General features: G+C 65.6%; 18 protein-coding genes. 10 read left to right on the forward strand and 8 right to left on the reverse strand.

All coding sequences use genetic code 11. The features are described from left to right. Positions 1 to 9: 9 nt before the first annotated feature. Positions 10 to 714 carry a peptidoglycan-binding domain-containing protein gene (locus MJ956_RS06820; protein ID WP_253963726.1) on the reverse strand — a complete coding sequence of 235 codons (705 nt, stop codon included), beginning with the start codon at positions 712 to 714 and terminating at the stop codon, positions 10 to 12. Positions 715 to 754: 40 nt separating this feature from the next. Beyond that, on the reverse strand, positions 755 to 2,518 hold the full coding sequence (locus MJ956_RS06825) for a PAS domain-containing sensor histidine kinase (RefSeq protein WP_253963727.1): 1,764 nt from the start codon (positions 2,516 to 2,518) through the stop codon (positions 755 to 757). Between the two features lie 469 nt (positions 2,519 to 2,987). Between MJ956_RS06825 and MJ956_RS06830 the strand changes: the two genes are divergently transcribed. Both MJ956_RS06830 and MJ956_RS06835 read left to right on the forward strand, forming a co-directional pair. After that, positions 2,988 to 3,506: a DUF5330 domain-containing protein gene (locus MJ956_RS06830; RefSeq protein WP_253963728.1), complete on the forward strand. Its 519-nt coding sequence runs from the start codon at positions 2,988 to 2,990 to the stop codon at positions 3,504 to 3,506. A gap of 186 nt (positions 3,507 to 3,692) precedes the next feature. After that, the gene (locus MJ956_RS06835; protein ID WP_253963729.1) at positions 3,693 to 4,118 is read left to right on the forward strand and encodes a SufE family protein; all 426 of its coding nucleotides are present in this window, start codon (positions 3,693 to 3,695) and stop codon (positions 4,116 to 4,118) included. Positions 4,119 to 4,153: 35 nt separating this feature from the next. Here the strand turns inward: MJ956_RS06835 and MJ956_RS06840 are convergent, their stop codons facing one another. Both MJ956_RS06840 and MJ956_RS06845 read right to left on the reverse strand, forming a co-directional pair. Continuing rightward, positions 4,154 to 4,654 carry a DUF6456 domain-containing protein gene (locus MJ956_RS06840; RefSeq protein WP_253963730.1) on the reverse strand — a complete coding sequence of 167 codons (501 nt, stop codon included), beginning with the start codon at positions 4,652 to 4,654 and terminating at the stop codon, positions 4,154 to 4,156. Continuing rightward, positions 4,654 to 5,115 (reverse strand): helix-turn-helix domain-containing protein, encoded by a 462-nt coding sequence (locus tag MJ956_RS06845; protein ID WP_253963731.1) that lies wholly within the window; start codon positions 5,113 to 5,115, stop codon positions 4,654 to 4,656. Before MJ956_RS06845 ends, MJ956_RS06840 begins: the two co-directional genes overlap by 1 nt. 208 nt (positions 5,116 to 5,323) lie before the next feature. On the opposite strand from MJ956_RS06845, the gene MJ956_RS06850 reads away from it, so the two are divergent. The 6 genes from MJ956_RS06850 to MJ956_RS06875 all read left to right on the forward strand — a co-directional run bounded on the left by MJ956_RS06850 (position 5,324) and on the right by MJ956_RS06875 (position 10,859). Next, positions 5,324 to 5,764: a hypothetical protein gene (locus MJ956_RS06850; RefSeq protein WP_253963732.1), complete on the forward strand. Its 441-nt coding sequence runs from the start codon at positions 5,324 to 5,326 to the stop codon at positions 5,762 to 5,764. Between the two features lie 187 nt (positions 5,765 to 5,951). Further along, positions 5,952 to 7,169 carry an ABC transporter substrate-binding protein gene (locus MJ956_RS06855; protein WP_423724811.1) on the forward strand — a complete coding sequence of 406 codons (1,218 nt, stop codon included), beginning with the start codon at positions 5,952 to 5,954 and terminating at the stop codon, positions 7,167 to 7,169. A gap of 301 nt (positions 7,170 to 7,470) precedes the next feature. Next, complete coding sequence (locus MJ956_RS06860; protein ID WP_253963733.1) at positions 7,471 to 8,235, forward strand: ABC transporter ATP-binding protein; 765 nt, start codon at positions 7,471 to 7,473, stop codon at positions 8,233 to 8,235. Continuing rightward, entirely contained in the window at positions 8,228 to 8,947 is a 720-nt protein-coding gene (locus MJ956_RS06865; RefSeq protein WP_253963734.1) for an ABC transporter ATP-binding protein, read from the forward strand. Before MJ956_RS06860 ends, MJ956_RS06865 begins: the two co-directional genes overlap by 8 nt. Positions 8,948 to 8,953: 6 nt before the next feature. Next, complete coding sequence (locus MJ956_RS06870) at positions 8,954 to 9,841, forward strand: branched-chain amino acid ABC transporter permease (protein WP_253963735.1); 888 nt, start codon at positions 8,954 to 8,956, stop codon at positions 9,839 to 9,841. A 1-nt stretch (position 9,842) separates the two neighbouring features. Next, positions 9,843 to 10,859, forward strand: coding sequence for a branched-chain amino acid ABC transporter permease (locus MJ956_RS06875; RefSeq protein WP_253963736.1), 1,017 nt, complete (start codon positions 9,843 to 9,845; stop codon positions 10,857 to 10,859). Between the two features lie 39 nt (positions 10,860 to 10,898). Here MJ956_RS06875 and pbpC read toward each other — a convergent pair whose 3' ends face one another. Together pbpC and MJ956_RS06885 are read right to left on the reverse strand one after the other, a co-directional pair. After that, entirely contained in the window at positions 10,899 to 12,968 is a 2,070-nt protein-coding gene (pbpC, locus tag MJ956_RS06880; RefSeq protein WP_253963737.1) for a penicillin-binding protein 1C, read from the reverse strand. Positions 12,969 to 12,997: 29 nt separating this feature from the next. After that, the gene (locus MJ956_RS06885) at positions 12,998 to 18,496 is read right to left on the reverse strand and encodes an alpha-2-macroglobulin family protein (RefSeq protein WP_253963738.1); all 5,499 of its coding nucleotides are present in this window, start codon (positions 18,494 to 18,496) and stop codon (positions 12,998 to 13,000) included. Positions 18,497 to 18,705: 209 nt separating this feature from the next. On the opposite strand from MJ956_RS06885, the gene MJ956_RS06890 reads away from it, so the two are divergent. Next, positions 18,706 to 20,853: a putative bifunctional diguanylate cyclase/phosphodiesterase gene (locus tag MJ956_RS06890; RefSeq protein WP_253963739.1), complete on the forward strand. Its 2,148-nt coding sequence runs from the start codon at positions 18,706 to 18,708 to the stop codon at positions 20,851 to 20,853. An 18-nt stretch (positions 20,854 to 20,871) separates the two neighbouring features. On the opposite strand, the gene MJ956_RS06895 is transcribed toward MJ956_RS06890, so the two are convergent. Both MJ956_RS06895 and MJ956_RS06900 read right to left on the reverse strand, forming a co-directional pair. Beyond that, positions 20,872 to 21,525, reverse strand: a complete 654-nt coding sequence (locus MJ956_RS06895; protein WP_253963740.1) for an alpha/beta hydrolase — start codon at positions 21,523 to 21,525, stop codon at positions 20,872 to 20,874. Between the two features lie 20 nt (positions 21,526 to 21,545). Further along, on the reverse strand, positions 21,546 to 22,493 hold the full coding sequence (locus tag MJ956_RS06900; RefSeq protein WP_253963741.1) for a ring-cleaving dioxygenase: 948 nt from the start codon (positions 22,491 to 22,493) through the stop codon (positions 21,546 to 21,548). A 141-nt stretch (positions 22,494 to 22,634) separates the two neighbouring features. Between MJ956_RS06900 and MJ956_RS06905 the strand changes: the two genes are divergently transcribed. Further along, positions 22,635 to 23,300 (forward strand): nucleoside/nucleotide kinase family protein, encoded by a 666-nt coding sequence (locus MJ956_RS06905; protein WP_253963742.1) that lies wholly within the window; start codon positions 22,635 to 22,637, stop codon positions 23,298 to 23,300. Positions 23,301 to 23,374 lie beyond the last annotated feature (74 nt).

The following is a 23,374-nucleotide window of genomic DNA, read 5'->3' on the forward strand; positions in this document are numbered from 1 at the left end:
GCACCGATCTCAATCGACTGCGCCTATCTCGATTAGACGCTCGAGAATCCGCGCGTCCGGCGAACCGGTGATCTCCAGGCCCTCCAACGCCTCGAAGGTGCGGATGGCGGCCCGTGTCCGCTCGCCGGGAATCCCGTCCGACGAGAGTTCGGCGACCTGCGCCGCCGTCAGGCCGGCCTGGATCCGGCGTACGAGTTCCTCCTGGTCGAGCGCGGCAAGGCCGGATTCAGCCAGTCCCTCGGGAATTTCCGCCGAACCACCACCGGAGCCGCCACCCATCCGCTCGTCGAGGCTGGCGAATTCGTCCGGTCGCCGCGAAGGGTTGGGGGCTTCCGCCGCAGCCTGTCTGATCTGGGCGAGAAGCAGCGGTGTTGCCGCGCCGTCAGTTGTCAGCCCATGCGTCTTTTGAAAGTCGCGGATCGCCGCTTCGGTCGCGGGGCCGGGCTTGCCATCGACCGGCGCGCGGTAATGACCGATCGCGGCAAGTCCGGCCTGAACTTCCCGAACGAGCGGGACCGGCATCAGCCCCTGCGTGTTCGCCAAATGCGGGCGCTCGGCACTCTCGCCATCGCCCCGCGTCGCCAGCATCGGGTTGGGATGCGGGCCGGCCTGGCCGTAGATCGCATTGCCAGCCATTCCGGCGAACAACACGCCGAAGGCCGTTAGCCCGACAGAAAGCGCCGGACGTCGCCACATGCCGGCGGCGCTCGCCATTACGCCTTTCTTTCCAAGCGCTAGAACACGCCCGCCGAGGCTAGGCCGTGCGGCGCGTCGCGTGGATTTTCGGTTGAGGTGTCGTTTTTGTGCGGGCATCACTGAGTGCTACGATATTTTCCTTGAGAGTCTGTGACTCGTCCGTTCGTCGGGTGCAGTCGGTCGGCAGCCGCACCGTCACCATGGTGCCGATCCCGGGCTGACTGCGAATGGTCATCGAACCACCGTGCAATTCCGCCAGCCCTTTCACCAGGGAAAGTCCGAGCCCCGTCCCTTGATAGCGACGTGCCGGCCCGGAAGACAGCTGGGTGAAGGGCCGTCCAAGCCTTTCGATATCGGCTTCGGCGATTCCGATGCCGGTGTCGCTCACCGAAAGCTCGATCGCTCCGGTATCGATTTGGCTTTCGAGCGTGATGACGCCCGAATCGGTGAACTTCACCGCGTTCGACAAGAGGTTCAGGAGTATCTGGTGGCAGGCGCGCCGGTCGGCGACGATCGTCTCCCCCTGGCAGCTCGAGCGCACGTCCAGCCGCAAGTCCTTGCGCCGCGCTTCCTCGCGCACGACACCGGCGGCAGTGTTCACCGCTTCGTCCAGCGAAAACGGTTCCGGCGCCAGTTCGTATCGACCGGCCTCGATCTTGGAAACGTCGAGCAGCGAGTTCACGACCGACAGCAGATGCTGGCCCGATTGGCGGATGAGACCGACATATTCCTTTTGCCGTTCGCTCTCGAATCCGCCGAAGAACTCCTGATCCAGAATGTCCGAGAAACCGATGATGGCATTGAGTGGGGTGCGAAGCTCGTGACTGACGGCTGCCAGGAATTGGCTCTTGGCGGCGGAGGACTGCTGCGCGGCATCGAGCGCCGCCTGCAGACCCTGGTCCACCGTGCCTTCTTCGACGGCGCGCGTCACCGCGATGTGGACCAGAGCCGCCGGGTCTTCAGCCGCCGTGGCGACAAGCAACCGCATGACGGCCGGCACATATCGCCCGTCCGGACGCAGGAGCCGCGCTTCGACGCGAGAGCCGTGGCCGTCCGACTTGGCGTCGGCCATCGCCTTCAAGAAGGCGATACGATCGGCGACCAGCACGCTGTCGAGGAGCTGCTGGCCCTCGAGATCGCCACCCTTTTCCGAAAACAGGATGCGCGCGCCCTTCGAGGCGAAGACGATCCTCCCCTCGACGTCGAGGCTCAGCATCGCCGCGCCGAATAGCTCGGCGGCATCGGCCATCCGATGCCCCGATTCCCCGGCCGGACGCTCCTCCCGTGCCGGGCGTTTCGCGCTCCTGCGGGCCACCGTCGCGACATAGGCCAGGAGGAGTACCACCGAGGCGATGTCCGCGGGCTGGTTCGTCGGCGCATGCCCCGCAAGGAACACCGCCACTCCGGCAACGGCCGCCGCCGAACCGGCGAGGCCAAGAGCCAGTTTGCGCCGTCCCGCGATGGTCGCTTCCCCCGGCGCGATTGCCAGCACCAGAAGCCATGCCGCGAGCGGCGCTTCCACCGCGAGGGCGGCAAGCCCGAACACTATGGAAAGAAGGGTGCCGACGAGCCAGGCCACATGGTCGAGCGCACCGGTGGCGGAGAGATAGGCGGCGGCCGCCAGAGTGAGGCTCGCGATGATCATCGGCGTCGCAACGGCGAGAGCGCTGGCCTGAAGCACCGCAAGGACCGGCGATGCGATCGCCATGTGAAGACCGGCGACAATAAGCGCGCCGATCGCTAGCCGCTGGAGCCGGCGTTCGCCTGGACCAAGCACCTTGGCCGCGACGAGCTCGTCCAACCGTCCGCGGAGCTGCGCCACGGCGCCGGCCGCTGCCGCCACTGCCCGACCGTTATTCGACGGCTCTATCATACACGCACTCGCATTCGCCTCGCCGCGCGGCCCGTCATGATGAAGTGTCGGACCCCAGTGGCTTGATCGCGATCATGCGGACCACCGTTTAAGGAAGCCATAAACCATGCCGCCTTCGACGCCGCCTGCGGCCAGAACTACTGGCCTGCGGGCGGATTCGGACCCTGGATGTTGCCGTTATGGTTAACGCTTCGCGACACGACCGCGACCAGCGCGGCGAAGAGCCGAGCTTGCCGGGCGATCATGGCCGGAAAGAAGCTGTGGACGAGCAGCGCAAGCAGCAATTCATAAGATTTGAATCAAAGATGTCTTGCAGTTTCAACGCAGCCTTTGGCCACCGTCGGCATTATGCCTCCAGAAAACGCAACCGACCGGGACGAGGGATCCGGCTTACCGGCAAGCGTTTAGAGGCAAATCGATGATCCGGTTCGTTATGAAATCAGCGTTCTTTCTCGGCATCGTCGCGATGCTTCTTCCAGGCGACGGCCAGGGCGACGAGACTCGCCAAAGCCAGATTGACGTCTTTTCCACCTTTGCCGGCGCCCAGGCGGCGATCGCCGATCTGTCGAACTTTTGCGGCCGGGCGCCGGCCGCGTGCGATGCCGGTGGCGATCTCGCCCGGTTCGCCGGCGAGCGGATCGGAGACGGAATCGCCCTCGCCTACAATTTCATCGAGACCGAGCAACACAGCGCTCCCGCCTCCGGGAATTCGGCGGTTTCATCGTCCTCCCCCTATCCGGACGCGATCGTCACGGGCGCGGTTGGCCGGGCCTTGTCGCTCGCGTCGTCGCGTTCCGTGGAGGCGTCCCGGCCTGTCGCCATGCCGCGCATCGAGGGGCCGGCGAACCCGCGGCACGCCTTGCTCCCACCCGACTCCATCCCCGGCCATGGCCCTCTGTCGCGCCTGCCGATCCCGCGGTCGGCGCCCCGCACCTGACATCGGCATCCCATAGCCTTATATCGGGCGTACCGCCCGACAAGGACGGTACCTGGCGCGGAACGAGGAAGGTGGGGACCGGTTACCTCCCGCATGCCGCGCTCACGGCTGGAAGCGATCATCGCCATGACAGCGGATCGAATCGATCCTATGTCATCGTGATCGAGGCCCCGATCGGGAGAAAGCATGCCGACGATAGAAGACATCACCGCCGATTTCGAGTTTCTCGAAGATTGGGAAGATCGGTACCGCTATCTAATCGAACTCGGACGGTCGCTGCCGGCGATGCCGGAGGCTGAGCTGAACGACGCCAATAAGGTCCGCGGCTGCGTCAGTCAGGTCTGGCTGATCAGTCGAACCGACGATGCCAGCCCGCCCCATCTCACGTTTCTGGGTGAATCCGACGCACATATCGTTCGCGGTCTCGTCGCCGTCGCTCTCGCGCTTTTCTCCGGTCGTAGCGCGTCTGAAATTCTGGAGGCCGATGCCGAGGCGACCTTTGCGCGTCTGGGATTGCAGGAGCATCTGACGCCGCAGCGCTCCAACGGTCTGCGTTCGATGGTGGCACGGATCAAGGACGACGCGCGCCGGGCTCTCGCCGCCGCGGCCTGAACCGCGACGCCATTCGTATCGCCGTCTGCGGAAAGTCACCGGCCGTTGATCGACGGGCGGTAGTCCTCGGTGCCCCACCGCCGGATGCGCGAGGACGGCGATCTGGCGGCGCCGGTCAGCCCGTAATGGCGAGCCAGGACGCCAAGGCCGGCTTTCAGCAGCAGCTTCGCCGACCGCGCCGGCCATTGCCGTTCCCGCTCGACGGTTTCCAGCCCCTTCAGGAAACAGCAGATGTCGAGGAGAACGCCCGCAAGTTCCGGCCCGACGGCCTTGATCGCCGCATCGACCCGTTGTCGCGCGTCGATCGCGGAGTCCGATAAATCGCCCGCGCCGCGCCGGCTCCCTTTTTCTCGTGGCTGGGCGTCCCAGCGCTGCGTGATCCCGGGCATCAACTGACCGCGCGTGAAATCCACGCGCAGCCGCTCCCCGGCCAGCGTCTCCGCTTCGGCGAGGAACGGTTCGCCGCCCTTGCCACGTCGCTGCGCCAGCCGGGCGAGAGGCGACTCGTTCGAATTGTGCCCCGCGAACGCCGCCATCAGGCGTCTCCCCGCCCACATCCCTGATCGCATGCATCGAGCGCCGCGCGGACCGCGTGCGCAAGGCCTTCCAAGCGTTCGACGGCGGCGTCGAAGGCCAGATCGTCGCGTCGATCCTCGGTGCGGCGAATGGCATAGGCGATCGTTGTGCGGTCGCGCCCGAACCCCTCGGCCATGGCGGATAGGGGAATCTGGAAGACGACATGGGCGAGATACATGGCGACGTGTCGGGCCTCGCAGACGCTGGCGATCGCCCGGCCGGGCCGCTCGATCTCCCGAACGGGGATGGCGAAGAAGGCGCCGGCGATTTCCCTTGCCAGACGGCAGCTGCGCGCAACGGCCGCCCGGCGATCGATCCCGGTGACGGGGCTTGCTTCTTCCGTCGGGGCCGCCTCGCCCGCTGCGCCGGGTGCCCAGCGGCCCGGTCGGGCGGAAACCCGGTGCGGGAATATGGATTGCATCGCATTCACCTCCTGCTGGCCATGACGTCCGTCTTAAGCCATCACCACCAGAAGGGGAAATAATTCCTATTTCATCTAACGACCGCAACGAGAACCGCGCGGAGATAAAGGCGCGAATCGAGGGTTTCACCCATTCTGAATAAAGGATTTTATCCCCACTCCCCGGCAATTGCCAGATTCTTTGCGGACCACCCACCGGAGCATCCGCATGGCCAGAACTCTCGACCCCTCGCCGCTAACGGCCGCGCTCGAACGAGCCGCCCGCCGCCACGCCGAAGCCCGACGGCGCGAGGCGCAAAGCGATCTTTCCCGGATTGAACTTGCGATGTTGCTGCGTCGGTTCGGCCTCGCGCGGGAGCCCGTGTCCGACGCCGTGGCCGCGGGTGACGCAGCCGGTCTCCCCGAAGCGGAATCGGCTTCCCTGCGCGCCAGGGTCCGCGGCGAACTCGATCTGCTGGCGCGCTTGGCCCGGCGTCGCGATCCCCGTTACGACATCAATCGGCACATGGCGGCCATGCGCCTCGCGCGGTGGCTCGAGGACGGCCGTCCCTGGCACGCGCCGGAGACGCCCCCCGGATCCGGCTGTTCCAGAAATCAACGCTTCCGCCGCGCCCCCAGCCGCCAATCCGGCAGCCGGCCGACGCGTTGATCCCTACCCCGGCCCTGTTCGTGATCTACGACGAACGACTTAGATGATGGCCGCCGGCATTCCTTGACAGGGCTCCTCTCGCTGCTTCACAACGAAAACCAACCGCAAGGTCGGGTTATTACTGTCGGCTTCGATTTCGGCTGGCCCGATTGTTTGCGTTTTGTATGGGAGGATTATCGAAATGCGTATGATGAAATTGCTGCTTGCGGGCTCCGTCGCGGCCGCGGCGCTTGTGCCGGCCACCGTTGGCGCGCAGGAAATCTCCAATGACGTGGTGAAGATCGGCATCCTGAACGACCAGTCCGGCGTCTATGCCGATTTTGGCGGCCAGTCGTCGGTCGAGGCGGCGAAAATGGCGATCGACGATTTCGGTGGAGAGGTTCTCGGCAAGCCGATCGAACTCATCTCGGCCGACCATCAAAATAAAGCCGATATCGCTTCCAACATCGCCCGCGAATGGTACGACGTGCAGAATGTCGACGCCATCATGGAATTGACCACATCGTCGGTCGCTCTCGCGGTGCAGGGTCTGTCGCGCGAGAAAGAGAAGATCACCATCGTCACCGGCGCCGCGACCACCGAATTGACCGGCAAGCAGTGCAGCCCCTACGGATTCCATTGGGTCTACGACACCCACGCCCTGGCCGTCGGCACCGGCGGCGCGCTGGTGAAGGCCGGCGGCGATACCTGGTTCTTCCTCACGGCCGACTATGCCTTCGGTTACTCGCTTGAGGAACAGACGGGCAATTTCGTGAAGGAGAACGGCGGTGAAGTTCTCGGCGCGGTTCGCCACCCGCTCGGCACCACCGACTTTTCCTCCTTCCTTCTGCAGGCCCAGAGTTCCGGCGCGAAGGTCATCGGCCTCGCCAATGCCGGCCTCGATACGGCCAGCGCGATCAAGGGCGCGGCTGAATTCGGCATCGTCCAGGCTGGGCAGAAGCTCGCCGGCCTGCTTTTCACCCTGGCTGAGGTCCACGGCCTTGGGCTCGAGGCGGCGCAAGGTCTGAACCTCACCGAAGGTTGGTATTGGAATCAGAGCGACGAGAACCGCGAATTCGCCGACCGCCTGATGGAGCGGACGGGAAGCCGGCCGAACATGGTCCATGCCGGCACCTATTCGGCCGTGACCCAGTACCTCAAGGCCGTCGAGGCCGCCGGCACCGACGCCACCGACGCCGTGTCCGCCAAGCTGCATGAAATGCCGGTCGAAGATGTCTTCGCCAAGTCCGGCAAAGTGCAGGAGAACGGCCGGATGGTCTATGACATGTACCTTTTCGAGGTAAAGGCTCCGTCGGATTCCCAGGGCGAGTGGGACTACTACAAGGAAGTCTCCACGGTTCCCGGCAGCGAGGCCTTCCTGTCGGTTGAAGACTCCGGCTGCGACGTCGCCAGCTTCAAGAACTGACATAGCAAGGAATACCTGTAGGAGGCGGGCCTCGGCCCGCCTCCTACAGTCGATCACGCTGCAGCGTCTCTCACATGAAATGCTGTGATCAAATTGAAATTTCGACTTGAAAGTCTCGGGCTTTACCGGCTCCTATGGAAACCTCGCTGAGGAGCGCCCGTTCGGGACGGGCACTCTTGCGGGGGTATCGAAAAGGAGCGGCCATTCGGTCACGGTTGCGGCCCGGTCGGATCGCTACCAGCCCCTAGTCGGCGCTTCCTTGTAAGCTCTGGCCCGACGTCGACAGGAGATGAATGCGCCGATGAGCGTTTCCCCGCAGGAGGCGATTCTTTCCGCCCGCGGCCTCACCAAGGAGTTCTTCGGCTTCAAGGCCGTGAACGGCGTCGATCTCGACGTCCGCGAAAATACCATCCACGCCCTGATCGGCCCCAATGGCGCCGGTAAGACCACAGTCTTCAACTTGCTGACCAAGTTCCTCAGCCCCACGGAAGGCAAGATCACCTTTCGCGGCAAGGATATCACGGGCTTCAAACCCGCCGATGTCGCGCGGCTGGGGCTGGTGCGCTCGTTCCAGATCTCGGCGGTGTTTCCACATTTGACCGTTCTCGACAACGTCCGCGTCGCCCTGCAGCGCAAGGCGCATCTCGGCACCCAGTTCTGGCGCTCCAACAGCGCGCTCGACCGGCTCAACGATCGCGCCCATGAGCTGATCGCGGCCGTGGGCCTGGACGAATACGCCGCGCTCGACGCGGCAGAGCTCCCCTATGGTCGAAAGCGCGCGCTCGAGCTCGCGACGACCCTCGCGCTCGACCCGCCGGTCCTTTTGTTCGACGAGCCCATGGCGGGCATGGGCGCGGAGGACATCGGCCGCATTTCCGACCTGATCCGGCGGATCGCCAAGGACCGCACCGTTGTCATGGTCGAGCACAATCTCAACGTCGTCGCCGACCTTTGCGATCACGTCACGGTGCTGGCGCGCGGCGAAATCCTCGCCGAGGGCGACTACGACACGGTCAGCTCCGACCCGCGCGTGCGCGAAGCCTACATGGGAACCGAAGATGAGTGAGCCGTCCGGCGCTTCCCCCCTTCTCGAGGTCGAGAACCTCCACGGCTGGTACGGCGAAAGCCATATCCTGCATGGCGTCTCCCTCGACCTCCACGAAGGCGAGACGATCACGCTGCTCGGCCGCAATGGCGCCGGCAAGACCACCACGCTCCGCGCCATCATGAACCTTTTGTCGAAGCGCGAAGGCACGATCCGTCTCGCCGGCCAGGACATGATGAAAGTGCCGGTCCACAAGACCGCCTATGCCGGCATCGGCTACGTCCCCGAGGAGCGCGGCATCTTCGCGACCCTGTCGGTGTCGGAGAACCTGATGCTGCCGCCCCGCGTTTCGGACGGCGGCATGAGTGTCGAAGAGATCTACGAGCTCTTTCCCAATCTCGCCGAACGGCGCAATTCCCCCGGCACCAAACTGTCCGGCGGCGAGCAGCAGATGCTGGCCATTGCCCGCATTCTTCGCACCGGGGTGAGGATCATTCTTCTGGACGAGCCCACCGAGGGGCTGGCGCCGGTCATCATCCAGCGCATCGGAGACGTCCTCATGGAACTGAAGAAGCAGGGCATGACGCTGCTTCTGGTCGAGCAGAACTTCCGCTTCGCCAGGAAGGTTGCCGACCGCTTCTTCCTGATGGAGGACGGGCATATCCTTGAGAGTTTCCCGACGTCGGAACTCGATTCCAAGATGGACCGGCTGCATGAAGTGGTGGGGGTATAACGCCAAATGACCATGATCTTCGGCATCGCGCTTCCGGCCCTCCTCGGCCAGCTGCTGATCGGCTTCATCAACGGCTCGTTCTACGCCTTGCTCAGCCTGGGACTGGCGGTCATTTTCGGGATGCTCCGCGTCATCAATTTTGCCCACGGCGCCCAGTACATGCTCGGCGCCTTCACCGCCTATCTGATCCTGTTCTACACCGGCCTCGGCTTCTGGCCGGCGTTGATCCTGGCGCCGCTGATCGTCGCGATGCTCTCGGCCGTCATCGAGCGCACGATGCTGTCGCGCCTCTATGACCTCGACCATCTTTACGGGCTGCTCTTCACCTTCGGCCTCGCCCTGATCATCGAAGGCACCTTCCGCTATTATTTCGGCGCGGCGGGCCAGCCCTATGCGACACCCGCGCTCCTGTCCGGCGGCACCAATCTCGGCTTCATGTTCCTGCCGAACTATCGCGGTTTCGTTGTCGTCGCCTCGCTGGTCATCTGCATCGCCACTTGGCTCCTGATCGAAAAGACCAAGCTTGGCGCCTATCTGAGGGCCGCGACGGAGAACCCGCAGCTCGTCCAGGCTTTCGGCGTCAACGTGCCGCTCTTGCTGACGCTGACCTACGCGCTCGGCGCGGGCCTCGCCGCTCTCGCCGGCGTTCTCGCCGCGCCGATCTATCAGGTGAGTCCGCTGATGGGCTCGAACCTGATCATCATCGTCTTCGCCGTCGTCGTCATCGGCGGCATGGGCTCGATCGTCGGTGCGATCGTGTCGGGCTATCTCCTCGGCATTCTCGAAGGCCTCACCAAGGTCTTCTATCCCGAGGCATCGAACATCGTCGTTTTCGTCATCATGGCGATCGTGCTGATGGTCCGCCCGGCCGGGCTGTTCGGGAAGGAAGCCTGATATGACCAATCCGCAAGTCACCAGCGTGGAACCCAACGCGATCCGCGACGGCGAAGGCTCGGTTGAGGGATCGCCCGCGCGCCAGGCCGGACAGCGCGATCTGTCGACCGCCGGCCTGATCGTCGCGCTCATCGCGCTCGCCGGGCTTCTCGCCGCCCCGTTCTTCTTCTATCCCGTCTTCATCATGAAGGTGCTGTGCTTCGCGCTCTTCGCCACCGCCTTCAATCTCCTGCTCGGCTATGTCGGCCTTCTGTCCTTCGGCCACGCCGCCTTCTTCGGTGGCGCGGCCTATTTTACCGCGCACGCCGCCAAGGTCTGGGGTTGGGAGCCCCTGTCGGCGATCCTGCTCGGCGCCGTCGGCGCCGGCCTGATCGGCCTCGTCGTCGGCTTCCTCGCCATCCGCAGGCAGGGCATCTATTTCGCCATGGTCACGCTGGCGCTGTCGCAGATGATCTTCTTCATCTTCCTGCAAGCGCCCTTCACCCACGGCGAGGACGGCATCCAGGGGGTGCCGCGCGGCCATCTCCTCGGCCTGATCGACCTCAACGACCCGCTGAACATCTATTATTTCGTCCTGGCGATCTTCCTGTTCGGCTTCTTCGCCGTCTGGCGCATCGTCAACTCGCCCTTCGGCCATATCCTCAAGGCGATCCGCGAAAACGAGAACCGGGCGATTTCGCTTGGCTACCGGGTCGAGCGCTACAAGCTCGGGGCCTTCGTCATGTCAGCGGCGATCGCCGGCCTCGCCGGATCGACCAAGGCGATCGTCTTCCAGATCGCGACGCTCACCGACGTCGCCTGGCAGATGTCCGGCGAGGTCGTGCTGATGACGCTGCTCGGCGGCATGGGAACGATCTTCGGCCCGACTGTCGGCGCGGCGCTCGTCGTCATCATGCAGAACTATTTCGCCACGTCGGACTTCCCGGTCACCGTCCTGATCGGCATCATCTTCGTCTTGTGCGTGCTGTTGTTCCGGCGCGGCATCGTCGGCGAGGCGATCCGTCTGCTGCGGCGATAATGCAATAGCCGCCGCGCCGGAGCGTTCGGCCAGGCCAGCCTATTCCACGAACACCTGGCTGCGCGCGGCGGCACCCGCCGCGTCCACCACCGCGATATCGACGAAGCCGGGCTCGCTCGCCCGCCAGTTCGACTGGCGCTCGAGCGCGTCGCGGACGACCGGGCGCCCGTCGACATACCAGGTAAACGGCGGCCTGCCGTTCCGCACCTTCAGGAACAGGTCGGCGCCCTGCCCCCGGCCGAGACCGATTTCGACTCGCGCCGCATTCGGCGGGAACACGATCTCCGGCCGCAGCCCGGCCTGCATCAGTTCGGCCGCGCGCCCAATCCGCCGCATCGGCGGCGGCAGCCCGCCCCCGGCCGAGGCGAGAATGCCCGGCGGCGGCCCCGGCAGCCGGGTTACCGGCCCAAGTCGGGCGAAGACGTCGCGCATCACCGGCGCGGCGCTATCCTGGCCGACCAGCCCCGCCACCGGTGCCCCGTCCGGCCGTCCGAGCCAGACTCCGACGACATGACGCCCGTCATAGCCGATCGTCCAGGCGTCGCGGTAGCCGTAGGAAGTGCCGGTCTTGTAGGCGACGTCGCCGGGCGAGCCCTTGTTCGTCGTGGTCGCACCGGCGAGGATGGAGGTCACATACCAGGCGGCCTGCGGCGACAGGATGCGCTTGCCCTGCCCGACCCCCGCGTCCTGTTCGATATGCAGCGGCATCGCCACACCGCCATTGGCGATTGCCCCGTAGATCCGCACCAGATCCTCCAGCGTCAGCCCCAGCCCGCCGAGCCCGATAGCCAGGCCCGGTAGCGAGCGGTCGCCTAGCTCCGGTCGGGCGCCGGCCCGCTTCATGCGATGGAGCAGCCGGGCCGGGCCGACGGCGCTGAGCAGTTCGACCGCCGGCAGGTTGCGCGACAATTGCAGCGCCCGCCGCGCCGTGATCACCCCCTCGAAGACACGGTCGAAATTCTGCGGCGTATAGCCGGAAAAGCCGCCCGGCGAATCGTCGACAAGGCTTTCGGGATGGGCGATACCCCGCTCGAAGGCCAGGCCGTAGATCAGCGGCTTCAGGGTCGAGCCCGGGGAGCGGAGCGCCCGGGTCAGATCGACGAAACCCTGCCGCTCGCGGTCGAAGAGATCGGGCGAGCCGACCTGCGCCAGCACCTCGCCCGTCGCCGCATCGGAGACGAGAATCGCGAGGCTGACCGGTTTCTTCAGCGTCTTCGCCTTGTCCCGCGCATAGGCTTCCAGCCGCTCTTGGATCGCCTTGTCGATGGTCAGGTGAATGCGCGGCCTGTCCGGCTCTCCCCCATGCAGACGCACGGCCGCGTGCGCGGCGAGCATCGGCAGGGCGCGGCGCCCGGCCGGCATCGCCTCGCGCTGTGCCCTTGCCGCCTCCCGCGCGTCGAGCACCCCGAGCGTCTCCATCCGATTCAGTACCCGGTCGCGGGCCGCTTTCGCTCGGGCAGGATAACGATCCGGTCGGTAGCGCTCCGGCGATTGCGGCAGCGCCACGAGCAGCGCCGCTTCCGCCGCCGTCAGTCGCTTCGGTTCCTTCCCGAAGAAGGAGAGACTCGCCGCCCGCACGCCCTCCAGATTGCCCCCATAGGGCGCCAGCTGCAGATAGAGCGACAGGATCTCCGCCTTGCTCCGCGTCCGTTCCAGCGCGATCGCGACGAGCACCTGCTCGCCCTTGGCCGCGAGGCTTCCCGTCGGCAAACGGCCGAGCATCCGCGCGACCTGCATGGTCAGGGTGGAGCCGCCGGAAACGATGTGGCGATGAATCAGCGTCTCCCACGCCGCCCGGAGAAAGGCGCGCGGATCGACCCCGCCATGCTCGACGAAGCGCTTGTCCTCCCAGGCGAGCAGCATGGCGAGATAGCGTGGGTCGACATCGTCGGCCCCCGCTTCGAGCCGCCACCGGCCGTCGTCGCTGGCGAACGCGCGTAGCAGGGCGCCATTGCGATCGACAACCTCGGCACCGGTTCGCGGCGCCTGGAAGGCCGCGATCCGCGACGCGACCGCGCGTTCGAAGGCAGCAAAGCTCCAGCCGATCGCGACGATCGCGCAAAGCAGCAGGATCATTCCCGCCTGCGCCAGACGCCTTTGCCGCGACATCGCTCAGTCCCAGGGCAACGCCGCCGCCGTCACCGCAGCGGCCCGACGACGGAAACCCGGCCTTCCTCGGTCCGGCCGCGCCGGCTGGGATCGTACATGTTCTGCACCAGCGCGGCGGGGTGGACGAAGCTCCCCGGTGAGACGGCACGCACGACATAAGCGAAGCGTTTGGTCGCGGTATCGCCGCCGCTTTGATCCACCGCCGCGAGGAAGCGGTCGGCACGGAACTCGGCATGGGCCGCCTCGCCGGTCAGTTCCAGCCAGTCGAGCGCCGCCACGTCTCCGCCCCGCAGGATCGCCGGGTTGTCGATCTCGAAGCCGGCCGGGAGCGGGTCGTCGATCATCAGCCGCGCCGGACCGCCGTCGATCGGCGTCATCTCGATGACCGCGACGAACCGCTCCCCCTGGCCGATTTCGGCGATATCCGCCGGTTCCCCGTCCAGCGTGTAATAGCTGCGAGCGATCGCGTAGCCGTCGGCGGACGCGGGCGGCGCGATCTTCGGCACCCCGCGCAATGTGATGTCAGCCTCAGCCGGCGCCATGCCGCGGTTGGCGACATCCAGACCCGAGACCAGGTCGTCCGCGTCGAAGACGGCGGAATAGGGTCCATCCACCTCGCGGCCGGCAACGGTGAGTTTCGGCGGATTGCGGGCCAGCAGCGCGTGCGCGGCGAGCAGCGACCAGGCGTCCTCCTGGGTGCTGGTGTAGCGCTGGTTCTGTCGCGCGGTGTTCACCTGCTGGACGAGGTCATCGAAGGACAATCCGCCGATGTCGGTCTCCAGCCCCAGCGTCAGGATCGCGGCGTCGTCCCTGAGCGGCGTCCCGTAATCCGTGCGACCGGAATTCACGGCTTGCCATTCGAGCGCATCGGCGATCGCCGCGCGGAACACCCGCTCCGCCCGCACCCGGTCGCCATAGAGCGCCAGCGCCGCGGCGATCTGTCCTTTGGCCAGGGGTGTCGGGAAATTCGTCAGCTCGTTGTCCGAATAATAGCGCAGGTCGCCGATCGCCGCCCGGCCGTTGCGCGCCAGCACATAGGTGGCATAGGCGACCGGCCCCCAATCGGGCGCGTCCGGCAGATATGCAAGGCTGTTGCGCAGATTGTCGATCGCCTGCGCGAAGCGCTCCTCCGGCACCGTGTAGCCGGCCTCGCGCGCCCGGGTCAGGAAATCGGTGACATAGGCATCGAGCCACAGATCGCCGTAATCGGGTCGCCACAGGCCGAAGCCGCCGTTCGACGACTGGTTGGAAAGGACGCCGGCGATCGCGTCGTCGACGCGCTTTGTGATGTCCTCCGTGCCGCTGAAACCGGCAAGGCCTGCGGCAAGGATGGTCCGGTCCAGATAGACCAGCGGCATCGCGCGGCTGGTGATCTGCTCGGTGCAGCCATAGGGATAGAGGTCGAGCCCCCGTACCACCCCGGCGACGTCGAAGCGCGCCGCGCCGGTGACGCTGACGGTCGCGGCCGCGGTGCCAGGAACGAAGTCGTCGAAGAGATTCGCGTCGAGATCGAGCCGGCCGCCATTGGCCGCAAGCGTCACGGTGCTCTTGTCGACGGTTTCCGGCGCGATCGAGCGAACCGGCAGCGCGAAGCTTTTCGACAGAATCTCGCCACCCGGCAGGGTCAGCACGAGGTCGAAGTGGGAGTCACCCACGGCTTCGGCCGTGACCGGCACCAGAAGCCGCTCCCTTGCGCCCTCGGCAAGATCGAAGCGCTCGCTCGCCTCTTCGCCGAGCGAGACGATGCCGTCTCCACCGGACAGCGTTAGCGTCATCTCCCCGGTCGCGCCTTCCACATGCGTCACGTCGATCGCGATGCGCGAACTATCGCCCGGGGCAAGGAAGCGCGGCTGACTGACCGCCAGAACCACCGGATCGCGCACCACCATCTCGGCACTCGCCTCGCCGACGCCAGTCTTCGTCCAGGCCAGTGCCATCAGCTTCAGCGTGCCGTTGAAGTCCGGAACGTCGAGCGTGATCGTTGCCTTGCCGTCTTCTCCGACCGTGACGAGGCCGGAGAACAGCGCCACCAGATCCTCCATCGGCGGCGGGCTCTGATAGCTCGCGCCCGCGTCGCCACCCGAGCGCACCGTGCCCGGCGCGCCCTGCATCCGATCGATCAGCTTGGAATAGAGATCGCGGATTTCGACCCCGAGCCGGCGCTTGCCGAAATAATAGCCCGACAGCGAGGGCGGCTCGAAGCCGGTGATGTTGAGGATGCCGACATCGACAGCCGCCAGCGTCACATACGCCGTCTCGCCTCGCTTGACGCCGTCGACCCCAATCGAAACGTCCACGCTTTGCCTCGGCGTGATCTTGTCCGGCGCCTCCAGCGAGACGGAAAGGGCGCGATCCCCCGGATCGACGCTGGCATGGGCAAGGCCGATCGCCCGCCCCGGCATCCGCTTGGCGTCGATATCCATCGGCCGGTAGACGATCGCCGCGATATAGGCGCCCGGCCCCCAGTCGCGGGTGACCTCCAGCGTCACCTCGCCGCCGTCGGCGCTGATCTCGGCGGTCTTGGTGGCGATCACGCGCTCGTCCATCACCAGCACTTCCGCCGTCCCGGCAAAGCGCGGCTCGATATGCACCGTCGCGGTCTCGCCGACGCGGTAGCGCTGCTTGTCGAGCGAGACCTTGGCCATGTCGGGTGTGTCGAGCGACGACGCCGCGACATACCAGCCAGCCTCGAAGGTAACGCTTGCCGGAACCGCCTCTCCGTCAGGATCACGAGCGACGAATTCGTATTCGCCCCACTCGACAGGCAGCGACAGGGCCGCCGGCTCCTCCGCCCCGATGTCGATCGTACCGCTTGCGACCCGCGCGGATGTGCGCACCGGCTCGTAGTTCCAGTTGCCGTTGCTCGCATACCACTGGAACCGGGTCGTGACCTTGTTGAGCACCCACTCGGCGCCCGCAAGCGGCGTCCGCGTCCGATCCGCATCGATCGCGATCAGGTCGAATCCCGCATCGCTTCCCTCGCCGACCGATCCGTCGAAGCGCGGCTTGATGCCCAGACGCGGCTGCGCCCCGGCCAGCGGCAGGGTCAGCGTCCGCTCGACGGGGCGGCCGCCGGTGTCGATGACACGCACCTGCAGCGAAGCGTCGAGCGGCTTCGTCGTCACCGGCGGCGTGAAGGGAAGAAGCGCGATCGTGGCATGTCCCTCGGCATCGGTCGTCGCGCCGTCGAAGGGTTGGCGCATGGCCGTCGTGTCGTCTTCGGCAAGGCCGAAGCGATAACCGTCGAAGCCCGCAATGCTCTCGCCGGCGCTGAGGACGGCCTCGCCGTTGATCTCCAACTCGCCGGCCGGCGCGCCAAACAGATAGCGCGCCGCGACGTCGATAGCGGGCGGCGCGGCGGGGTTCAGAATATCGGCGGATGAGGTCAGCGCGAAATCTATCTTCTCCGGCTCGAAATCCTCTACGACGAGGCTTTCTTCCGCCAGCGCCGGCTGCTTGGGATCGGTGTGCAGCGCCACCTTCCAGATCCCGCGCATGGCGTTTTCGGGCAGGTCGAGCCCGAAGACGAAGCCGCCGGCGCCTTCGTCGGCGACCTGCCGGCGCCGATATTCGACGCCGTCCGGGCGGGTGACGATTTCCGTCAGTGTCAGCCCCGCGACGGCTTCGCCCTTGGCGTCGCGCACCAGGCCGGTGAAGAACGCGGTCTCGCCGGTCCGATAGATGCCGCGTTCCGAAGTGAGGAAGACATCCAGCGGCCCGGCCGGTGGTCGCCCATCGACGCCCCGGTCGGTCAGATCGAAGGGCGATTGGGTGAGATCGAGAAAAATGAAGTCGGAGCTGCCATTTTCCGCGGTCAGCACCGCCGGTCGGTCACCGCCGGTGCCGCGCAACATCCCCGCCGGCAGCCGCGCATGGCCGGCCGCATCGGTTTTGGTCGAGCCGAGAATCTGATTGTTCGCCGCGACGAGTTCCAGTTCGACGCCGACGATCGGCTCAGCACTCCCGAGCGAGCGGGCGAAGACGTGAAAGCCGTCTGCCGCGGCAAAGCTGGTCAGGCCGATGTCGCTGACCACGAACCACTGGGTGGCGAAACCGTCCTGATATTGCGGGCCGTTCTTTGCCTTGGCGGACAAGATGTAGACGCCCGGCTTGATATCGGGCGCAATCGCCGAAACCGGGATCGCCGTCGTCACTTCCCGGTTGGTCTCGCGGGCAACCGTCACGGTTCCCGTCCAGACGTCCTCGCCGCTGCTGCTGGCGACCTCGTCGATCTGCCAGTCGGAGAGCTGGCGCAGGAAGCGGTTCTCGCCGATCGTGCGCGCCAGCGCCCGATCGCCGATCCGCTGCAGCCGCGCCTCGATTTCGTCGGTGTTGATCGTCGTGACCGGGATCGTCGCCCCGCCCCCCGCCGGCAGGACATAAGCGGTGGTGGCGAAGCGCACCGAGGGATCGCGATCACGCACATAGACGATGGTTTCGACCGCTTTGGTCAGGGTCTCGCCATCGGCCGAACTGATCCCCGGACGCGCGACGATCCGGTAGCGTTCCCCGTGCTTCACGCCGTCGACGCAGATCTGCGAGCTGCTCGCCGTCACCGACAGCGTCTCGCCGTTCTCCACCCGCACATAGTCACCGGCATTTTCCGAGCTCGTCAGCGCGGTCGACAACGCATCGGAAAAATTCAGACAAATGCGCGGCTTCGCGGCATTGTTGTCGACGGCATTGTCGACGATTCGAAAGCCATGCTCGGCGATGACGGTGTCGAGGCGGGAACGGGCGGCCTGGGTTTCAGCGACGTCAAGGCTCCGCCGGTAGGTCTTGATCGAGAGCTTCCAGTTTTCCGCCGCCTCATAGGCCTGGCCGAGCGCCCGCAAAGCGTCGGCCCGCTGCGCGTCGCTGGTCGCGGTCAAATAGGCATTGATGGCGCCGAATTCCCGCAACCGGTCATTGGTCGGCCGGTCGCCGTATTGTTCGGGATTGTAGGCCAGCGCCGCCTCGGCAATGTCTTGCCAGGCGCGATGGGCGAGCGGCTCTCGCTTGAGTGCCTCGCGCCAGAGGCGAATGGCATCGGGATAGGTAAGCGCCGCCGTGGCGCTTCTGGCGAGATCGTCGACCGTTTGATCGTCAAAGGCCGCGTCGCGTTCCTCCTCGGCGATTTCGAGGCGCAGACGTTTGGCTTCGTCAAGGGCCGATCGCGGCAGGAAATCCAGCCCCGCGGCACGTTGTTCGACGCTGTTCTCATCGGGCGCGGCTGCCACGACCACCTTGCCGGAAACGGCGCCGGCGACGGTCCTGAGTTCGCCGATTTCCTCCTTGAGGAAGCACCACTGGCTCCTGGTATTCAGGGTGAACGCCTTGCAACGATCGTCGCCCAGACAGGCGGCGGTGCAACGCTCGAGATCGACATTCTTCAGTATGTCGTAGTCGCGGCCGAAATAATCGGCGCCTTCGGTCGTGACAATGCGCCGCTGACCTGCCTCCTGGGCATATGGCGGCGGCGCGATCAGGACCGCAAAACCGATCGCGATCCCCGCGATGAACCTTGAAAGACTGCCGACCCGAACCATCAGATTCTCCCCGTCAACATCGTTTGAGCTTACGACGAAGCAATGGCGTCCGCCAGCACATTCGACGGGCACGCCAGGACGAGGTGTGGCTTTGCTCCTTCACCGGACCGGCCGCATTTTAACGATCTGCGACTTTACGTCACCCGCGGCCCGGCATTACCGCTTTGTTCAGAAATGCGCCGCCATAACGTATGGGAATCGAGGCGCCCATGCATATTTCGCTTACCAGAAAGATCACTCATGTGCTGATCGGCACGATGATCGTGGCCGCGTCCATCGTCGTCGCAGCCATCGTCTGGATGTCGCTTGAGCACGACCGGCAAGCGGCGGCGAGCTCCAGGACCATGGTCGAATGGGGCGTCGCCGGTATCGGCGAAACACTCGACACGATAGCCCTCGACTACGCTTGGTGGCAGGACGCATGGGACAACGTGCGCGCCCGGAATGACGAGTGGGTTTTGTCGAACATGGGTGCGGGTGTCACCGAATCGGGGACGATCGACCTTCTGTTGATCGTCCAGCCTGACAGGACGATCAGATATGGCTGGAACGGCAACTCCGGCGACACGCCGGATCCCACGGTGCTGTCGCGCGACGTCGTCCGGCAGATGGTCCAGAAGGTCGACCTCATCCCCACCGACAACGTGAAGCCCGCCCGCATGACGGCCCGGGTTGGCGATCTGGTTTACGTGCTGTCGGCGGCAAGGATCTCGCCGGAGGATCTAGGCGGGATCGAGAGGGATGCGTTTCCCCTCGCAATATTCGGGTTCGTCTTGAACAACGAGCGCATTGCCGAGCTTGGACGTAAGTTCCTGATCGAGGATCTGACCCTTGCGCCGTATCGCGCCTCGCAAAAGGCGACAAACGTGTTGCGGACAGATGACGGCAGGCCGTTGGCTCAGCTCGAATGGACTCCCTATCAACCTGGCGCTTGGCTGCTCCGGCAGGCCGCCATTCCCGTTACTGCCGCTCTTGGCCTCTTCGCCTTCGCCGGCTGGGCCGCGGCAAGAAGCGCCCACCGATCGGCCGACACTCTCGCGGTCAAGGAGGAAGAGGCGTCGAGAGCCGCTCGCCATGACGTGCTGACGGGCCTGCCCAATCGACTGCGGTTCACTGAACAGCTAAACGCGCCATCCATTCGAGAAAGTTGCCGCAGAGGCGAATGCGCGGCGCTTTTCATCGATCTGGACGGCTTCAAGAACGTCAACGACACCATCGGCCATGCCGGAGGCGACAAACTGATCAAGGCATTCGCGAACAAACTTCAGGCGGCGCTTCCACCGTCCTCCTTCGCCGCGCGTGTCGGTGGTGACGAGTTCAATATCTTGATCGCTTCGCCCGAACCGCTGAAGGCCGCCGAGAACCTCGCCGCGGCGATCATTCAAAAGCTGAAAGCCGACTTTCAGGTCGACGGAAAATCGTTCCGGATCTCGGCGTCGATCGGTTACGCGATTTCCCGCGACGGCGGCACATCGCCGGCCGAGATCGTCCGACACGCCGACGTCGCGATGTATGAAGCCAAACGACGGCGGTCAGGAGAGCCGGTCCTTTACACGCCGGATTATGAGTCCGACCTCTACAAGAACCACAAGATCGAGGAAGCCCTGCGCCATGCGCTTCGCGCCGGTGAACTCGAGGTTCATTATCAGCCGATCGTATCGACCGGCACCGCCGAGCTGCGCGCGGTCGAGGCCCTTGCCCGTTGGCATTCACCGGAATTCGGCAATGTCTCGCCAGCGGTCTTCGTTCCGATCGCCGAGCAAACCGGCCTGATCGTCGAACTTGGCCAATTCATCTTCCGGCGTGTTTTCGCGGACCTCGCGGCGATCCAGGGGTTGCGGGTGAGCGTCAACGTGTCGCCGGTGCAATTACGCGATCCGATGTTCGTCGATACGCTTGTCGCTATGGCGGGCAACGCGAAAATCCCGCTCGACCGCATTTGTCTCGAATTGACCGAGGGGATTCTGGTCACGCATCCCGATCTCGCGCGACAGAAACTCGATGCGCTGAAGAAGGCCGGCTTCACCGTGGCCCTCGACGATTTCGGCACCGGCTTCTCGTCGATCGGATATCTTCGTCAGCTGCCCTTCGATACGCTGAAGATCGATCGCAGCTTCATATCCGAAATGACACGAAGTCCGCGGGCCGCAAGCCTCGTTCAATCCATCATCGCGCTTGGAAAGGCGTTGGATCTCCGCGTGGTGGCCGAGGGTGTCGAGACCGCCGACGAGCAACGGCTGCTGCGCCTGACGGGCTGCGATTACCTGCAAGGCTATGCCTTCGGAAAACCAATGCCGATCGGCGAACTACGGGACCGCTACCAGTTGGGCGCACAGCCGACGCGCCAAACCGCTTAGCTCGAGAACGACCCGGCTTTATGCCGCAAGCGCCGCGATGAGTCCCCGCGCTTCCTCGATCTCGTCCATATTGATCGCGTGTCCCGGCTCCGGATAAAGCTTTGCCGTGACCTTCGCGCCCCGGCTGCGCAGATGCTCCGCCGTCTCCCTGACGCGCGTCGCGGGAATGAACGGGTCGCGCTCGCTGCACCCCATGAACACCGGCAGCCCGGCGAGATCGCCCGAATCCGTCCGCTCGGCCACCGACGGGCCGATCAGCCCGCCGCTGAAGCCGAGAACGCCCGCGACGCGCCCCGGATTGCGCGCGGCAAATTCCAGCGCCAGGCAGGCGCCCTGCGAGAACCCCGCCAGCACGACGCGCTCGCTGCCGAGGCCGGCCTTGGCCAGCGCGTCGAGGATCGCGTCGATCCGGTCGAGCGCGGCCGACAGGAACGGCTCGTTCGCCGCCAGCGGCTCCATGAACGGGCGCGGATACCAGGCGCCGCCCTCGGCCTGCGGCGCGATGGCGGCGAGACCCGGCAGGGCGACCGCCTCGCCGAGGCTGAGGATGTCCTCGGCGCTCGCGCCGCGCCCGTGCAGGCAAAGCATGACCCGCCGCGCCTCGGCGAGGGGCGCGCCCGTATGTTTCAGCCGATGTTCGGCGAGAAACGCCGGTTCGTCCCGTTCTGTCATGGCCGGTTCCCTCTCCTGGCTCAGCCGAGCGGCTTCAAATTGGCCTCGATCTCTGCCCGCTTCGGCTCCAGGAAGGGCGGCAGCGACAGGCTTTGCCCGAGGCTTTCCATCGGCTCGTCCACCGCAAAGCCCGGCCCGTCCGTCGCGATCTCGAAGAGGATGCCGTTCGGCTCGCGGAAATACAGCGAGCGGAAATAATAGCGCTCGACCTCGCCGCTCGAGGGCACGCGAAAGCCTTGCACCCGCTCTGTCCATTCGTGCAACTCCTCGATATCGGCCGCCCGGAACGCCACGTGATGCACGCCGCCGGCGCCCTGCCCGGCCCGTGGCAGGTTCGGCTCGACCGCGACATGCAGCTCCGCCGCCGGCCCACCCTCGCCCATCTCGAAGGCATGGACGCTCGCCCCGTCCGCCTCATAGGTCCGCGCCTTCCGCATGTTCATGATCTCCGTCAGGATCGGTTCCGTCCGGCCGAGATCGGGAACCGACATGATGATCGGGCCAAGGCCGCGGATCTGGTGCTCTTCCGGCACGCTGCTGCCGTCCCAGGGGTTGGAATCGCCCTTGCCACCGTCGTCGATGAGCCGCAGGCGCTGGCCTTCCGGGTCCTCGAAGTCGAGCGACGCCCGGCCGTCGAGATCGCGGATGTCGCCCACCGCGCCGCCCGCCTCAGTCAGGCGTGCGTGCCAGAATTCGAGGCTGTCGCGGCCGGCGACGCGCAGTCCGGTGCGCGAGACCGCGTTGGTGCCGCGCCGTTCCGGCGCCGCCGGAAAATCGAAGAAGGTGATGTCGGTGCCCGGACTGGCCTTTCCGTCGGCATAGAACAGATGGTAGGCGCTGGTATCGTCCTGGTTCACCGTTTTCTTGACCAGACGCAGCCCGAGCACGTCGGTATAAAAGCGCAGATTGCCGGGGGCGTCGGCGGTAATGGCGGTCAGATGGTGGATGCCCTTCAACGCGATGCTCATGGCGGTTGCTCCGTGCGGTTCAAATTCCTCGACGAAATAAGCGGATTCACGCCCCCGATGAAAAGAGGCCGGTTCGTAACGAATCGTCTCCATATTGTGAACAGCCGTTTTCACATCCCGAACGAATAGCGGAGCGACGACGTGACTTTCTCCGATTGCACCACCCCCGGAGATCCGAAGACGATCACGCCGGATGCCCTCGCGGACGTGATCGCGGCACGGCAAAAGTCCGGCCGCCTGATTGTCGCCATTGCCGGCTCGCCCGGCTCGGGCAAGAGCACCTTCGTCGAGCGGCTTCGTGACCGCCTGAACGCCGCAGCGCCGGGTTCGACCGACATTCTGCCGATGGACGGCTTCCATTTCGACGACGCCGTTCTCGCGGCGCGCGGCGACCGGCCGCGCAAGGGCGCGCCGCACACTTTCGATGTCGATGGGCTGGCCGTCATGCTCGACCGGCTGCGGGCCGGCGACGGCCGCGACGTCGCAGTCCCGGTGTTCGACCGGGCGATCGAGATCGCCCGCGCCGGGGCCCGGATCATCGCCGCGTCCACGCCCATCATCCTCGTCGAGGGCAATTATCTTCTCTTCGACGATCCCGCCTGGGCACCGCTGCGCCAGCGCTTCGATATGACAGTCATGCTCGCCGTGCCGGAGGCGGTTCTGCAAGCCAGACTGACCGAGCGCTGGGTCGGCTATGGCCTCGAAGGCGCCGCGCTTCGCGACAAGCTGGACGGCAACGACCTGCCCAACATGCGGCTGGTGCTGGAGAAAAGCGTGCCGGCGGATTTTATGGTCGCAAACGTTTAGGGCTGTTTGCGGTCGCGACCTCGTCTTGGCGAACGGCGCGGGCCGGCTCATGAGATGCGTAGGGCATTCGGCAC

Source organism: Aurantimonas marianensis, from assembly GCF_024195285.1.
Classification (GTDB): domain Bacteria; phylum Pseudomonadota; class Alphaproteobacteria; order Rhizobiales; family Rhizobiaceae; genus Aurantimonas; species Aurantimonas marianensis.